Below are 13,789 nucleotides of genomic sequence, written 5' to 3'. Positions count from 1 at the left end.
CAGAGGTAGGTTTGCCGATGGCACGACCACCTAGTCCAGCACAGGAGATCAACCGTGACTGAGCGTCTCCAGGCCGGGGACATCGCCCCCGCCTTCTCCCTGCCCGACGCCGACGGCAAGCAGGTGTCCCTCGCGGACCACCTCGGCCGCAAGGTGATCGTCTACTTCTACCCGGCGGCGCTGACCCCGGGCTGCACCACCCAGGCCTGCGACTTCACCGACAACCTGGAGGTCTTCGCCGGCGCCGGGTACGACGTCATCGGCATCTCGCCGGACAAGCCCGAGAAGCTCGGCAAGTTCCGCGAGACCGAGGACCTCAAGGTCACCCTGCTGTCCGACGTGGACAAGTCCGTCCTCACGGCCTACGGGGCGTACGGCGAGAAGTCCCTCTACGGCAAGACGGTGGTGGGCGTGATCCGCTCCACCGTGATCGTCGACGAGCAGGGCAAGGTCGAGCGCGCGCTGTACAACGTCAAGGCCACCGGCCACGTCGCCAAGTTGCTGCGCGACCTCAAGGTCGAGGCCTGACCCGAGACACGGGAGCGGTGGCGGTACCCCGGCTGGGGGTAGCGCCACCGCTCCGGTGTTTCATGGGCCGGCCTGATCGGTCGGTCGGCCTGATCGGTCGGTCGGCCTGGTCGGTCGGACCGGTCAGCAGGGGCCGAGGTCGCGCCAGACGCCCCAGGAGCCACCGGCCGTGGGGTTGTCGCCCTTGGTCCACCACTGGTTCGCGTAGTAGTGACCGTTCCAGGACACCTTCGTGCCGGTCGTCGCGTAGGTCGTACCGGCATCCCAACTCGACGCGGCCGAACAGGCGCTGGGCGTCGGGGTCGGTGTCGGCGCGGGAGTCGGAGTGGGAGTCGGGGTGGGAGTCGGCGTCGGGGTGGGAGTCGGTGTCGGCGTCGGCGTGGGAGTCGGCGTACCGCCACCCGACACCGTGCCGCGCGCGTGGTCCCCCGTGATCCCGTACAGCGTCCCGCCCACGTTCACCGTCCAGTTGGACGGCGTCGTGGTGGGCAGGTAGTAGACGAAGTCCACGTCCACCGAGGCCCCCGGGGCCAGCGACTGCCAGGCCGGCAGCTTCAGCGAGACCCGGTTGTACGTCCCCTTCAGCCCGCCGACGTTCCCCGGTCCGGGGTTGTCCTGGCGGATCACCGCTGCGTTGAAGCCCGACTGGTCATGCGCGTTGCCCGGCGCCGAGTTGGCGTAGTCGAACTGGAACTCGGTCCCGCCCGGCAGTGTCACCGTCGAGTTGTTCGCGATGTGGATCTTCGGATTGATCGGGTAATTGTTGTCGCCCAGCGCGAAGTTGGTGAACGACACGTCGATCGGCAGGGTCTGCACGGGCATCGGGGTGGTGGCCCGGGTCGCGCCGTACGGCGAGGCCGACTTGAACTTGTTGTACAGGTCGGTGGTCAGGGTCGAGCCCGCGACGTACTCGCCCTTGCCGCCGTTCGCGGTGGGGTCGAAGGCGTAGTCGCCGGCCAGCTCCCAGATCATCGCGCCGCCCGCGCCCTGGTTGACCAGGTAGTCCGCCTTGGCGTTGACCGACTGCTCGTCCTCGGTGGACAGGAAGACGTTCTTGGCCGAGTTCCACAGCCACGGCGCCACCAGCGAGGAGCTGTAGTTGCGGCTGTAGGTCCCGGTCAGCGAGGTGTCGCCGATCCCGTACTTGGACAGGTAGTCCGGCAGGATCCCGTTCTGCAGGTTCATCGCGTGCCACATCGGGTTGGAGCCCGCCGGGGCCTCCTTGCCGTTGGCGTCCAGGTCGTGCCAGAGGTTGTCGATGCCGACGGCGCCGTCACCACAGGTCGTCAGCCCCGCCCCGGCCGGGCAGTTGGTGGTCGAGGCGGTACCCCACAGCCCGTTGGTCCCACCGGTGACGTTCTTGAACCCCCGGGTGTAGTACGGCAGTCCGAGGTTGATCCGGCCGGCCGGCATCGAGCCGCGGAAGTAGTGGTAGGCCCAGTCGCCGTTCAGGTAGCCGATCCCGCCGTACTGCGAAGTGCCGTACACATTGGCGGACTTGAGCTCGGCGTCGGTGCCGTCGTCGAAGAGCGAGGCGTTCGGGCCGACGTACTGGTTCCAGGCGCCGTGCAGGTCGTAGGACATGATGTTGACGTAGTCCAGGTACTGGGTGACCTGGAAGGTCTCCATGCCACGCAGCAGGTAGCCGGAGGAGGGCGCCGCCACCGACAGCAGGTAGTACTTGCCGTCCGCCGCGCTGGCCGCGTCCAGCTTCTGCCGCATGGTCTTCAGCAGCGCCGCGTACCCCTGCATCAGCGAGCCGCGCTTGGCGTTGGCGGTCGTCCAGTCCAGCGGGTTGCCCGCGTTGTTCATCGAGGTCGGGTACTCGTAGTCGAGGTCGACGCCGTTGAAGCCGTACTTCTCGATGAACCCCACCGCCGAGTCGGCGAAGGTGTTGATCCCGGCCTGGTTGACGCTGCCGTCCGCGTTGACCGTCATCGAGTAGAAGCCACCGGAGCCGACCCGGTTGCCCGAGTCGTCGAAGTAGCCGCCGGTCTCGGCCCAACCGCCCACCGAGATCATGGTCTTGACGTTCGGGTACTGCTTCTTGAACTTGGTCAGCAGGTTGAAGTGGCCCTGGTACGGCAGCGTCGGGTCCATCTCGGCGCCCGACACCCCGGGGAAGGTCATCCCGGTGGCGGCGTTGTTCGGACCGTCGGCGCCCACCGAGATCCTGTTGTCGCTCCCCACGTGCCCGAAGGCGTAGTTGAGGTGCGTCACCTTGTCCCAGGGGATGTTGTTCACCAGGTAGGGGGCCGTCCCGTCCTTGCCCGTCCGCCAGCCGGTGAAGTATCCGATGACGCGACGCTGGTGGTCCGCGCCCATCTTCTCGCGGCCCGCGCTGTCATAGACGTTGCAGTAGGGCACATCGACGCCCGGCGTGGTGTACATCCCGTCCGGACGGCAGGCCTGGTTGTCGACGACAGCCGCACTCGCCGAGGCCGACGAGGGCGCCAGCCCGAGCGTGCTCATCAGCAGCCCGGCCAGCACCGCCGCCGAGCCGGCCACGAACGCCACCCGTCGACCGGCGGCCCGGCCACTCAAGGATCGGCGGCCGTCAGCGGCGGGACGCTGCGCCGCCTCATTGCGGATCAACACTCGGTCCTCCAGGAGAGAGTGCCGGCTGCGCGCCGTGTGGGCGGCGCGCGCGTGGGGGAGGTCTTCGGACAAACCCCAGGTGACACCCGGTCGTTCCGGGACCGACTGCCACGCTGCAGGGTGGCGCCGAACCTATGTGGTCTGGACCATACGGGTCAATAGGTCTGGACCAACCGATTGTCAATGACCGGAAGATGAGATCGGTGATTCTCATCACCCTCTCATCCGCTTTCCTGACAACCCGTGACTCTCCTGCCGTCACAGGAGGAGCATGGCGTCGCCGGCTCTCCCGACGCGGTGTGACCAACCCGCCGGACCCAAGTACCATGGGCCGCAGCAGTTCCTGCGGCCGTGGCGCAATGGCGACGCAAGCGGTTTAGGTCCGCTGGCCCGTGAGGGCTTGAGGGTTCGAATCCCTTCGGCCGCACTTGGTTTCATCTGCGTGGCGAAGGCCGGACTGAGAGCTTCGGTCCGGCCTTCGCCACGTCTTGGGCTCAGCCCAGCAACTCCCCCACCACCGGTGCCAACTCCCGGAACGCCTGCCCCCGGTGGCTGATCGCGTTCTTCTCCTCGGCGGTCAGCTCCGCGCAGGTCCGACTCTCGCCGAGCGGCTGCAGGATCGGGTCGTAGCCGAAGCCGCCCGCCCCCGCCGGGGCCGTCCGCAGGGTGCCGAGCAGGCGGCCCTCCACCACGCGCTCGGTGCCGTCCGGCAGGGCCAGCGCGGCGGCGCAGGCGAAGTGGGCGCCGCGGTGCGGGTCGGCGATGTCGGAGAGCTGGGCGAGCAGCAGCTCCAGGTTGGCGCGGTCGTCGCCGTGCTTGCCGGCCCAGCGGGCGGAGAAGATGCCGGGCGCGCCCCCGAGGACGTCCACGCACAGGCCGGAGTCGTCGGCGACGGCGGGCAGGCCGGTGGCCCGGGCCAGCGCGTGGGCCTTGAGGAGGGCGTTCTCGGCGAACGTCACGCCGGTCTCGCGGACGTCGGGGATCTCGGGGTAGGCGTCGGCGCCCACCAGGTCGACGTCGAGGCCGGCGGCGCCGAGGATCGCGCGCAGTTCGATGACCTTGTGCTGATTGCGGGTGGCGAGGACGAGGCGTCGGGAGGTGCTCATGACCCCCGAGTATCCCCCGCCGCCGCCCCGCCGGCCCAGCCGCACGACGGCTACCACGCGCCCGCACCCACGCCCGCCGCCCATCACGGTCCGTCAGCGGCTCAGCCGGTGCAGACCTTCGTCAGGTTCGCCGCCGCGTCACCGAGCGGCCCGAGGTCCGGGGCCTGCTTGGCGTCGATCGCCTGCTGCGCCTTGTCGGCCTGCTGCTGCAGGTCGGTGACGGCCTTGGAGACGTCGGTGCTGCCGGCGTTCTTGCCGAGCTTGTCGAGGTCCGCCTTGAGGTTCGCCACCGCGCGCCCGGCCGCGGCCGGGTCGTTGTTCGCGTTGCCGTAGGCGTTGTTGAGCTGGTTGAGGTCGGTGCCGACCTTGACGGCCGTGTTGCCGCAGTCGAGCGCCTTCTGGGTGGCCGAGCAACTGACCGCGCTGAGCGGGAGGACGAGGATCAACGCGGCCACGGCCAGGGCGGCGGGACGGGTCATGCTGTGCTGCATCGCGGTCCTCCGATGCGGTGTGCTGTTCCGGGAACCGTACGTTCCGGACGGCGCCCTGTACAGCCCCGCCCGCCCACCCTGACGCGATCCGTTCGGATCCGATCAGGCTTCGATCGCCTTGCGCTGGATCTCGTCCAGTTCGGCGCAGCCCAGCGTGCCGAGGTCGAGCAGTTGGTTGAGCAGGTCACGGTCGAACGGCGCCCCCTCGGCGGTGCCCTGGACCTCGACGAAACGGCCGTCAGCGGTGCAGACGATGTTCATGTCGGTCTCGGCGCGCACGTCCTCCTCGTAGCGCAGGTCGAGCATCGGCACGCCGTCGATGATGCCGACGCTGACCGCGCTGACGCCGCCGGTGATGGGCTGCCCCTTGGCGCGCAGCAGCTTGCGCTCCCGGGCCCAGGAGACGGCGTCGACCAGGGCGACGTAGGCGCCGGTGATCGCGGCGGTGCGGGTGCCGCCGTCGGCCTGCAGCACGTCGCAGTCGAGCACGATGGTGTTCTCGGCGAGCGCGCGGTGGTCGACCACGGCGCGCAGCGAACGGCCGATCAGCCGGCTGATCTCGTGGGTGCGGCCGCCGATCTTGCCACGGACGGACTCGCGGTCGCCGCGGGTGTTGGTGGCGCGCGGCAGCATGGCGTACTCGGCGGTGACCCAGCCCTCGCCGCTGCCCTTGCGCCAGCGCGGGACGCCTTCGGTGACGCTGGCGGTGCAGAGCACCTTGGTGTCGCCGTAGGAGATCAGGACCGAGCCTTCGGCGTGCTTGCTCCAGCCGCGCTCGATGGTGATCGGGCGGAGTTGGTCGGGCGTGCGACCGTCAATGCGTGACATAGCGTCTGAGCCTAGTCGCTCCACGCATACCGGACATACCCCGAGGGCCCGTCACCGCACGGCGGCGACGGGCCCCGGACGGCTGTGCCGGGTGAGCCTCAGCTCACATGAGGTCCTCGATCTCGGCGGCGATCGGGTCGGCGTCGGTGCCGATGACGACCTGGATCGCGGTACCCATCTTCACCACGCCGTGGGCGCCGGCGGCCTTCAGGGCGGCATCGTCGACGAGGGAGGCGTCGATGACCTCGGTCCGCAGGCGGGTGATGCAGCCCTCGACCTCTTCGATGTTCGCGATACCGCCGAGACCGGCGACGATCTTCTCAGCCTTGGTGGCCATTGTCTTTCTCCCTCTGTCTCGGCCTCCGGCTGCTTTGCCGGAGGCCGTCCTGCGGTGTGCCCTGCGCGGGTGGCCGGAATGACGCGGGCTCAGGAGCCCGCCGCGCACACCGGCGCGACCAGGATCACCCGGTTCCGGGTGATGCGCCACGCTGGTACCCGATCGGCCCAGCACCGCGCGCCCGTCGTGGATCTTCGTCCCAGGATGACGGTGAGCGGGGTTCAGGTCCACGTCGGTACGGCTGCGCCACGACTGGTCTACACCAATACGGGTGTACTTCCCAAAACGTGCGGGGTGGTGCCGGTGTTCCCGCGTCCGCTCACCGCCCGGCCCGAACGCGGTCCGAGCCGGCCGGCACTGCGGAAGGACGAAGATGAGCTCGGCGAGCGCCGCGGTCCCCCGGAAACAGTGGTGGCAGACCTTCTACGGCGGTCTGCAGAAGATGGGCCGCTCGCTCCAGCTGCCGGTCGCGGTCCTCCCCGCGGCCGGCATTCTCAACCGCCTGGGCCAGCCGGACATCTTCGGACCCGACGGCAGGATCGCCGACTGGCCGGACGTCGCCAAGGTGCTGTCGGGGGCCGGCGGCGCGCTGCTGGACTCCTCGCTCGGCCTGCCGCTGCTCTTCTGCATCGGCGTCGCGATCGGCATGGCCAAGAAGGCCGACGGGTCGACCGCGCTGGCGGCGGTGGCCGGGTTCCTCGTCTACTACAACATCCTGCACCAGTTCCCGGTGAAGCCGGCGACCACGCCGCCGAGCTACCAGAACCCCGGGGTCTTCGGCGGCATCATCATGGGCCTGATGGCCTCCTGGTTCTGGGTGCGGTTCCACCGGACCAAGCTGGTGGACTGGCTCGGCTTCTTCAACGGCCGCCGCCTGGTCCCGATGATCATGGCCTTCGTCGGCCTGGTCTTCGCGGTCCTCTGCCTGTGGGTCTGGCCGCCGATCGGGACCGCGCTGACCCACTTCAGCAAGTGGCTCTCCGACCTCGGCTCGGTCGGCTCCGGCATCTTCGGCGTGGCCAACCGCGCACTGCTGGTGATCGGCATGCACCAGTTCCTGAACACCTTCATGTGGTTCCAGTACGGCAGCTACACCAAGCCGGACGGCACCGTGGTCAACGGCGACATCAACCGCTTCCTGGCGGGCGACCCGACGGCCGGGCAGTTCACCTCGGGCTTCTTCCCGATCATGATGTTCGCGCTGCCCGCCGCCGCCCTGGCGATCGCGCACTGTGCCAAGCCGCACCGCCGCAAGGAGGTGCTGGGCCTGATGACCTCGGTGGCGCTGACCAGCTTCGTGACGGGCGTGACCGAGCCGATCGAGTACTCCTTCCTCTATGTCGCCCCGCTGCTCTACGTGGCGCACGCGCTGCTGACCGGGGTGTCGATGGGCGTCACCTGGGCGCTCGGGGTGCACGACGGTTTCAGCTTCTCGGCCGGCCTGATCGACTACCTGATCAACTGGAGCCTGGCCACCAAGCCCTGGCTGATCATCCCGATCGGCGCCTGCTTCGCGGTGGTCTACTACGCGCTCTTCCGCTTCATGATCACCAAGTTCAACCTCATCACCCCGGGCCGGGAACCCGACGACGAGGTCGAGGACACCACCAAGGACTGAACCCGGCCGGCCGCCGGGGACGTCACGGTCCAGCGCGAGGCGCTCCGTCGTTCGACTACGGTGGACAGTGAAGATCGTTAATCCATAACAAGGTTTCGATTTCATAGCACTTCCCACCTGCGGGCCTTTCTGCCCTTCCAGCCCCTCTCGGCCCGTGCTACAAAACTGGTCTACACCACTAGTGGTGTAGACCAGTTCGCGTACCGGCCCCGGCCGCACCCCACCCGGTACGCCCTGCCGTGAGGAACCACCCCATGAGTACGACTGCGAAGGCACCGGCGCCCGCAGCCCCCGCCGTCTCCCCAGCGAAGAAGTACGGCCAGAACCTCCTCCAGGGCCTGCAGAAGATCGGCCGCAGCCTCCAGCTCCCGATCGCCGTCCTCCCGGCCGCCGGCCTGCTGCTGCGCCTGGGCCAGGACGACGTCTTCGGCAAGGACGGCCTCGGCTGGGACAAGGTCGCCGCCGTCTTCGGTACCGCGGGCAGCGCCGTCTTCGACAACCTGCCGTTGCTCTTCGCCGTCGGCATCGCGATCGGCTTCGCCAAGAAGGCGGACGGTTCCACCGCGCTCGCCGCCCTGGTGGGCTTCCTGGTCTACAAGAACGTGCTCACCGCGTTCCCGATCACCGACGGTCACATCGCCGACGGCAAGTACGTCGCCGCGACGTACCAGAACCCCGGAGTGCTCGGCGGTATCGTGATCGGCCTGCTCAGCGCGATCCTCTGGCAGAAGTTCCACCGCACCAAGCTGGTCGACTGGCTCGGCTTCTTCAACGGCCGCCGCCTGGTCCCGATCATCATGGCCTTCGTCGGTACCGCGGTCGGCGTGGTCTTCGCCGAGGTCTGGGGCCCGGTCGGCAACGCCATCGGCCACCTGAACAACAGCCTGATCGGCGCGGGCGCGCTGGGCGCCGGTGCGTTCGGCCTGATCAACCGCGCGCTGCTGCCGGTCGGCATGCACCAGTTCGTCAACTCCTACGCCTGGTTCCAGGCCGGTGACTACACCAAGGCCGACGGCACCGTCGTGCACGGCGACCTGACCCGCTTCTTCGCCGGCGACCCGACGGCCGGGCAGTTCATGTCCGGCTTCTTCCCGATCATGATGTTCGCGCTGCCCGCCGCCGCCCTGGCCATCGCGCACTGCGCCAAGCCCGAGCGCCGCAAGGCCGTGATGGGCATGATGATGTCGCTGGCGCTGACCTCCTTCGTCACCGGTGTCACCGAGCCGATCGAGTTCGCCTTCGTCTTCATCGCCCCCGGCCTGTACGCGATCCACGCGGTGCTCACCGCCGTCTCGATGGCCGTCACCTGGGCGCTGGGCGTGCACGCCGGCTTCACCTTCTCCGCCGGTCTGCTGGACTACCTGCTCGGCTACAGCAAGGCCACCGACCCGCTGCTGATCATCCCGATCGGCCTGGTCTTCGCGGCGCTCTACTACTTCCTGTTCCGCTTCGCGATCACCAAGTTCGACCTCAAGACCCCCGGTCGCGAGAGCGACGAGGAGATCGAGGACGTCACCAAGTGACACCCGCGCGCTGACCGCAGGGGAGAGGGGCACCGGCCACGTGGCCGGTGCCCCTCTCCCCTGTCCGCCCGCACCGCTCAGATCTCGTACGTCGCACCGGCCTTGGCCAGCTCCACCGGGCCCCGGAACGCCGCCTCGGCGTCGCGCAGGTTGCGCTGCGGGTCGGTCCACGGCGGGATGTGGGTGAGCACCAGGCGGCGGACCCCGGCGGCGGCCGCGTGCTCGCCGGCCTCACGGCCGTTGAGGTGGATCGACCGGACGGTCTCCTTGCCGTCCGTGAAGGCGGCCTCGCAGAGGAAGAAGTCGCAGTCCCGGGCCAGCTCGATCAGCTCCGGGCACTCCCCGGTGTCGCCGGAGTAGACCAGTGAGCGGCCGCCGTGCTCGATCCGGAAGGCGTAGGCCTCCACCGGGTGGTTGACCCGGATCGCGGTGACCGTCAGCGGCCCGAGCGTGAAGGTGCCGGGGGTCAGCGTGTGGAAGTCGAAGACCTCGGTCATCCCGGGCTGCTCGGGCATGTCGTAGGCGCGGGCCAGCCGGCCCGGCGTGTCCAGCGGCCCGTAGACCGGCAGCGGCTCCGGGCAGCCCTCCTGGCGGTAGTTGCGGGCCACCCAGTAGGCGCACAGGTCGATGCAGTGGTCGGCGTGCAGGTGGCTGAGCGCGATGGCGTCAACCGCGTAGAGGCCGACGTGGTTCTGCAGGGCGCCGAGCGCGCCGTTGCCGAGGTCGAGCACCAGGCGGTAGCCGTCGGCCTCGACCAGGTAGCTGGAGCAGGGCGAGTCGGGCGACGGGAAGGTCCCCGAGCACCCCACCACAGTCAGTTTCATCCTGAGCCCCTCCGCCCTGTCCAGGTCCCCGAGCACGCCGGTTACCGCCGGGTCACACCGGCGGGTAGCTGCAGCGGTCGCGTGTCGAGAGTAAGGGCGGAGCGGCACTTTGCCCCCGCCCCCGTGCCGCGCTGTGGCTGGAATCACCAGAACGGGGCGGCGCGGGGACGGGTCGCGCGCTCGGGCCGCGCGCGGGCGGCGGAACCGCCCTCAGCGGTGGCCCGGGCGGCGCATGGCCCAGGCCCGGATGGTGTCGGCGTACCAGCGCGGGTGGCCTGCCTGGTCGACGAAGTCGGGGTCGGGGAGCAGGCCGTGCCGGCGGTAGCTGCGCACGGTGTCGGGCTGGACTCCGATGTGGCGGGCGATCTCGGCGTAGGACCACGCGTCGCCGTTACTGCGCTGGCTGCTCATCTGGCGCCACCTCCGGGTGTTCCGAGAGCTGAGCTGTGCCGGTTCGCCGGGTGGTCCCCGGCGCGCGACCAGCCTTTCCGGTGATGTCAGGGGTACAGGTGCCGGCCGGGCCCGGTGGTGATTCCGTGACAGAGCGGAAGCGGGAAACGGATAAATTCTCAACTGTCACAGCCGGTACGGTCAGCACATGAATCACTCGCACGGCGTCCCGCCCACGATGATCGCGCTGATCGTGCCGGCCGCCCTGGCCCTGCTGATCGGCCTCGCCGTGCTGGCGGGCCGGCGTCGGGGCAACGGAACGGGGCCCGGCCGGGGTCGCCTTCTCGCCCCGCGGCGACCCACCCGTCCGCGGACCGCCCCTCCTGCGCGCCGTCCCGAGCCGGCCGGCCGACCCGAGCGGCCCGGCGAGCGCCCCGGCGGGGCCGGGCGGACGCCCGCGCCGCGCGAGATCTGGTGGGCCGAAGTCCCCTTCGAGGACGGCCCCGGCAGCAAGGACCGCCCGTGCCTGGTGCTCCGGGTGAACGGCCGCACCGCCACCGTCGCGAAGATCACCAGCAAGCACCACGCCGAGCTGCCGGGCGTCCTCGCACTCCCCCCGGGCACCGTCGCCGACCGCCAGGGCCGGGCCAGCTGGCTGGAGTTGGACGAGCAGCGGGAGGTCCCGCTCACCCACTTCCGCCGCCGCGTCGGCCCGGTGGACGGCCAGCTCTGGGCCCGCGTCCAACGCGCTCGCTCATCCGGGTGAACCCCACCTGCTGACCGGGGTCTTCCCGGTGCCGGAGGGCTGACCCGGCCCGGCGGTGACAGCGTGGCCGGCTCCCGGGATCGGGGGCCGGCCACGGCTGCGTGTCACGCCCAGAGTTGGCCCTGGAGCATCTCGACGGCCGCCTCGGTGCTCTCGGCGGTGTAGATGCCGGTGGACAGGTACTTCCAGCCGCCGTCGGGCACCACGAAGACGATGTCCGCCTGCTCGCCCGCCTCGGCCGCGCGGCGGGCGACGCCGAGCGCGGCGTGCAGGATCGCGCCGGTCGAGACCCCCGCGAAGATGCCTTCCTCGGCGAGGAGTTCACGGGTGCGGCGGACCGAGTCGGCCGAGCCGACGCTGAACCGGGTGGTGAGCACCTCGGCGTCGTACAGCTCGGGGACGAAGCCCTCGTCCAGGTTGCGCAGCCCGTACACCAGGTCGTCGTAGCGCGGCTCGGCGGCCACGATCCGCACGCCCGGCACCTTCTCGCGCAGGAAGCGGCCGACGCCCATCAGGGTGCCGGTGGTGCCGAGTCCGGCCACGAAGTGCGTGACCGAGGGCAGGTCGGCCAGGATCTCCGGGCCGGTGGTGGCGTAGTGCGCCCCGGCGTTGTCGGGGTTGCCGTACTGATAGAGCATCACCCAGTCGGGGTGCTCGGCGGCCAGCTCCTTGGCCACCCGCACCGCCGTGTTGGAACCACCGGCGGCGGGCGAGGAGATGATCTCCGCGCCCCACATCCGCAGCAGCTCGCGCCGCTCCTGGCTGGTGTTCTCCGGCATCACGCAGATCATCCGGTAGCCCTTGAGCTTGGCCGCCATGGCCAGCGAGATACCGGTGTTGCCGCTGGTGGGCTCCAGCACGGTGCAGCCGGGGGTGAGCCGGCCGGCGGCCTCGGCCCGCTCGATCATGTACAGCGCCGGGCGGTCCTTGATCGAGCCGGTCGGATTGCGGTCCTCCAGCTTCGCCCACAGGCTGACCCGCCCCTCCGCGTTGCCGGGAACGGCGGCGGAGAGCCGGGGCAGTCGGACCAGGGGGGTATTGCCGACGGCCGCGAGGGGGCTGTCGTAACGCATCAGCGGGAGCCGCCGGCGACGGCGGGCAGGATGGTGATGCTGTCACCGTCCTTGACGCCGGTGGCGATGCCCTCCAGGAACCGGACGTCCTCGTCGTTCAGGTAGACGTTCACGAACCGGCGCAGGTCGCCGTTGTCCAGCAGGCGGGCGGCGATGCCCGGGTGGCGGACGTCGAGGTCGGCGATGAGCTCCCCGAGGTTGCTGCCGGTGCCGTCGACGGCCTTGGCGCCGTCGGTGTAGGTACGGAGGATGGTCGGGATGCGGACCTCGATGGCCATGGCTGCGCTCCTGGGCGGGTGAGAGGGTGCCGCGGGCGCGCGGCGGTGGACGAACTGTCTTCGTGACGTGCGACGGGACGTGCTGCGCGAGCTCCCCGGACAGGCGGGGCGAGCGCGGTTCAGGCGCCGGGACAGATGGCCGCGGCGTGCCGGCACAGGTCGATGTGCAGGCGCGCCACGAGGCGGGTGCCCGGGGCCTGAGTGCTCACATCGACGGAACGCATGGGCTCATCGTATAGATTCCCGCCCCGGTTCCGACATGCATGTCTCGCAGACTGGATGCTTTTCGACCACCCTGTGAGATTCTGCCGTGCTCCGACCCGTCGGCACCGCCACCGGGCCCCGGTCAGGCGACGGGGCCGTCGACGACCGTGACCTCCTCCTCGGTGATCACGCCCTCGACGATCCGGAACGAGCGGAACTGGAACGGGTCGTCCGCGCCGTTGCCCTCGGCGGTGGAGACCAGCACGTAGTGCGCGTTCGGCTCGGAGGCGTAGCTGACATCGGTGCGCGAGGGGTAGGCCTCGGTGGCCGTGTGCGAGTGGTAGACCACGACCGGCTCCTCGTCCCGGTCGTCCATCTCGCGGTAGAGCTTGAACAGGTCGGCCGAGTCGAACTCGTAGAACGTGGGCGAGCGGGCCGCGTTCAGCATCGGGATGAAGCGCTCGGGGCGGCCGCTGCCGGCCGGCCCCGCGACGACCCCGCAGGCCTCGTCCGGGTGGTCGGCGCGGGCGTGGGCGACGATCGCGTCGTGCAGCTCTCGGGTGATGGTCAGCATGCGGCCAGGATAGGGCCCGGCCATCGAGGCCCTGAGGCTCGCCCGCACCCACCGCCGGGGCTCAGCCCGTCATCGCCTCCAGCAGCGACTCCTGCATCGCGCCGAGCCAGAGGTAGGCCATCACCAGGGGCTTGCGCTCGTCGCTGTCGGGCAGGTTGTACAGCCCCTGCTCGTCCTCCTCGGTGATCTCCAGACGCGCCCCGAGGGTCAGCCGCAGGTCGTTGAGCGCGCTCAGCCAGCGCGGGCAGTCCTCGGTGCTGGGCCGCAGCACCCCGCCGCCGTTGCCGATGGTGTCCAGCGAGCGGATCACCAGCAGCGCGTCCTCGCGCTTGCGGGCCCGCAGGTCCAGCTCGGTGTAGCGGCGGAACTCCCCGGCGGCCGCCTTGGTCTGCGCGTCCACCGGCTTGCCGGGCTCGCCGTAGGCGTCGGGGAAGAGGCGGGCCAGCGCGGGATCGCTCGGCGCCTCGGTGGGCCCATCGGCGAAGAGCGCGGCGAACGGGTCGGCCTCCGCGCCGGGCGCTTCGCCGGGGCCTGGACCGATCAGCTCCAGCATCTGCACCTCGAGCGAGCGGAGGATGGCGGCCTCCACCTCCTCCAGGGCGATCGCGGCGCTGCCGTCTCGGGTCCGCTCGAACAACCCAGCCATCGTCA

The 13,789-nt window shown here is 70.2% G+C and carries 16 protein-coding genes and 1 tRNA gene; 5 read left to right on the top strand and 12 right to left on the bottom strand.

Annotation, left to right across the window (positions count from 1 at the left end; translation table 11 throughout):
* Positions 1 to 54 precede the first annotated feature (54 nt).
* Positions 55 to 528 carry a thioredoxin-dependent thiol peroxidase gene (gene bcp, locus ACFZB9_RS26245; protein WP_391451041.1) on the top strand — a complete coding sequence of 158 codons (474 nt, stop codon included), beginning with the start codon at positions 55 to 57 and terminating at the stop codon, positions 526 to 528.
* A 123-nt stretch (positions 529 to 651) separates the two neighbouring features.
* Here the strand turns inward: bcp and ACFZB9_RS26240 are convergent, their stop codons facing one another.
* The gene (locus tag ACFZB9_RS26240) at positions 652 to 3,000 is read right to left on the bottom strand and encodes a chitinase C-terminal domain-containing protein (RefSeq protein ID WP_391451207.1); all 2,349 of its coding nucleotides are present in this window, start codon (positions 2,998 to 3,000) and stop codon (positions 652 to 654) included.
* Positions 3,001 to 3,471: 471 nt separating this feature from the next.
* Between ACFZB9_RS26240 and ACFZB9_RS26235 the strand changes: the two genes are divergently transcribed.
* Positions 3,472 to 3,553 (top strand) — tRNA-Leu (locus ACFZB9_RS26235).
* A gap of 67 nt (positions 3,554 to 3,620) precedes the next feature.
* Here ACFZB9_RS26235 and rdgB read toward each other — a convergent pair.
* From rdgB to ACFZB9_RS26215, 4 genes are all read right to left on the bottom strand, one after another.
* Positions 3,621 to 4,232: an RdgB/HAM1 family non-canonical purine NTP pyrophosphatase gene (rdgB, locus tag ACFZB9_RS26230; protein WP_391451039.1), complete on the bottom strand. Its 612-nt coding sequence runs from the start codon at positions 4,230 to 4,232 to the stop codon at positions 3,621 to 3,623.
* Positions 4,233 to 4,333: 101 nt separating this feature from the next.
* Complete coding sequence (locus ACFZB9_RS26225) at positions 4,334 to 4,723, bottom strand: hypothetical protein (protein ID WP_391451037.1); 390 nt, start codon at positions 4,721 to 4,723, stop codon at positions 4,334 to 4,336.
* 102 nt (positions 4,724 to 4,825) lie between these two features.
* Positions 4,826 to 5,551 carry a ribonuclease PH gene (gene rph, locus ACFZB9_RS26220; protein WP_391451035.1) on the bottom strand — a complete coding sequence of 242 codons (726 nt, stop codon included), beginning with the start codon at positions 5,549 to 5,551 and terminating at the stop codon, positions 4,826 to 4,828.
* Positions 5,552 to 5,654: 103 nt separating this feature from the next.
* Positions 5,655 to 5,888: a glucose PTS transporter subunit EIIB gene (locus tag ACFZB9_RS26215; RefSeq protein ID WP_391451033.1), complete on the bottom strand. Its 234-nt coding sequence runs from the start codon at positions 5,886 to 5,888 to the stop codon at positions 5,655 to 5,657.
* A gap of 373 nt (positions 5,889 to 6,261) precedes the next feature.
* On the opposite strand from ACFZB9_RS26215, the gene ACFZB9_RS26210 reads away from it, so the two are divergent.
* Positions 6,262 to 7,506 carry a PTS transporter subunit EIIC gene (locus ACFZB9_RS26210; protein ID WP_391451031.1) on the top strand — a complete coding sequence of 415 codons (1,245 nt, stop codon included), beginning with the start codon at positions 6,262 to 6,264 and terminating at the stop codon, positions 7,504 to 7,506.
* A 254-nt stretch (positions 7,507 to 7,760) separates the two neighbouring features.
* The gene (locus ACFZB9_RS26205; RefSeq protein ID WP_391451029.1) at positions 7,761 to 9,029 is read left to right on the top strand and encodes a PTS transporter subunit EIIC; all 1,269 of its coding nucleotides are present in this window, start codon (positions 7,761 to 7,763) and stop codon (positions 9,027 to 9,029) included.
* Between the two features lie 77 nt (positions 9,030 to 9,106).
* Here the strand turns inward: ACFZB9_RS26205 and ACFZB9_RS26200 are convergent, their stop codons facing one another.
* Together ACFZB9_RS26200 and ACFZB9_RS26195 are read right to left on the bottom strand one after the other, a co-directional pair.
* Positions 9,107 to 9,853 (bottom strand): MBL fold metallo-hydrolase, encoded by a 747-nt coding sequence (locus ACFZB9_RS26200; RefSeq protein WP_391451027.1) that lies wholly within the window; start codon positions 9,851 to 9,853, stop codon positions 9,107 to 9,109.
* Positions 9,854 to 10,063: 210 nt separating this feature from the next.
* Complete coding sequence (locus ACFZB9_RS26195; protein ID WP_391451025.1) at positions 10,064 to 10,264, bottom strand: MerR family transcriptional regulator; 201 nt, start codon at positions 10,262 to 10,264, stop codon at positions 10,064 to 10,066.
* A gap of 187 nt (positions 10,265 to 10,451) precedes the next feature.
* On the opposite strand from ACFZB9_RS26195, the gene ACFZB9_RS26190 reads away from it, so the two are divergent.
* Positions 10,452 to 11,009, top strand: a complete 558-nt coding sequence (locus ACFZB9_RS26190; RefSeq protein ID WP_391451023.1) for a type II toxin-antitoxin system PemK/MazF family toxin — start codon at positions 10,452 to 10,454, stop codon at positions 11,007 to 11,009.
* Positions 11,010 to 11,113: 104 nt separating this feature from the next.
* Here ACFZB9_RS26190 and ACFZB9_RS26185 read toward each other — a convergent pair whose 3' ends face one another.
* The 5 genes from ACFZB9_RS26185 to ACFZB9_RS26165 form a co-directional block, all read right to left on the bottom strand.
* Complete coding sequence (locus ACFZB9_RS26185; protein WP_391451021.1) at positions 11,114 to 12,082, bottom strand: PLP-dependent cysteine synthase family protein; 969 nt, start codon at positions 12,080 to 12,082, stop codon at positions 11,114 to 11,116.
* Entirely contained in the window at positions 12,082 to 12,360 is a 279-nt protein-coding gene (locus tag ACFZB9_RS26180; RefSeq protein ID WP_391451019.1) for a MoaD/ThiS family protein, read from the bottom strand. Before ACFZB9_RS26180 ends, ACFZB9_RS26185 begins: the two co-directional genes overlap by 1 nt.
* Before the next feature lie 119 nt (positions 12,361 to 12,479).
* Complete coding sequence (locus ACFZB9_RS26175) at positions 12,480 to 12,584, bottom strand: putative leader peptide (protein ID WP_312897357.1); 105 nt, start codon at positions 12,582 to 12,584, stop codon at positions 12,480 to 12,482.
* Positions 12,585 to 12,706: 122 nt separating this feature from the next.
* On the bottom strand, positions 12,707 to 13,138 hold the full coding sequence (locus ACFZB9_RS26170; protein ID WP_391451016.1) for a Mov34/MPN/PAD-1 family protein: 432 nt from the start codon (positions 13,136 to 13,138) through the stop codon (positions 12,707 to 12,709).
* 61 nt (positions 13,139 to 13,199) lie between these two features.
* Positions 13,200 to 13,784, bottom strand: a complete 585-nt coding sequence (locus ACFZB9_RS26165; protein WP_391451014.1) for a DUF2017 domain-containing protein — start codon at positions 13,782 to 13,784, stop codon at positions 13,200 to 13,202.
* Positions 13,785 to 13,789: the final 5 nt, after the last annotated feature.

It is taken from the genome of Kitasatospora sp. NPDC008050, from assembly GCF_042957465.1.
GTDB lineage: Bacteria > Actinomycetota > Actinomycetes > Streptomycetales > Streptomycetaceae > Kitasatospora.
Note: the sequence above shows the minus strand (reverse complement) of the source record. Positions and strands in the feature narration are given on the sequence as shown.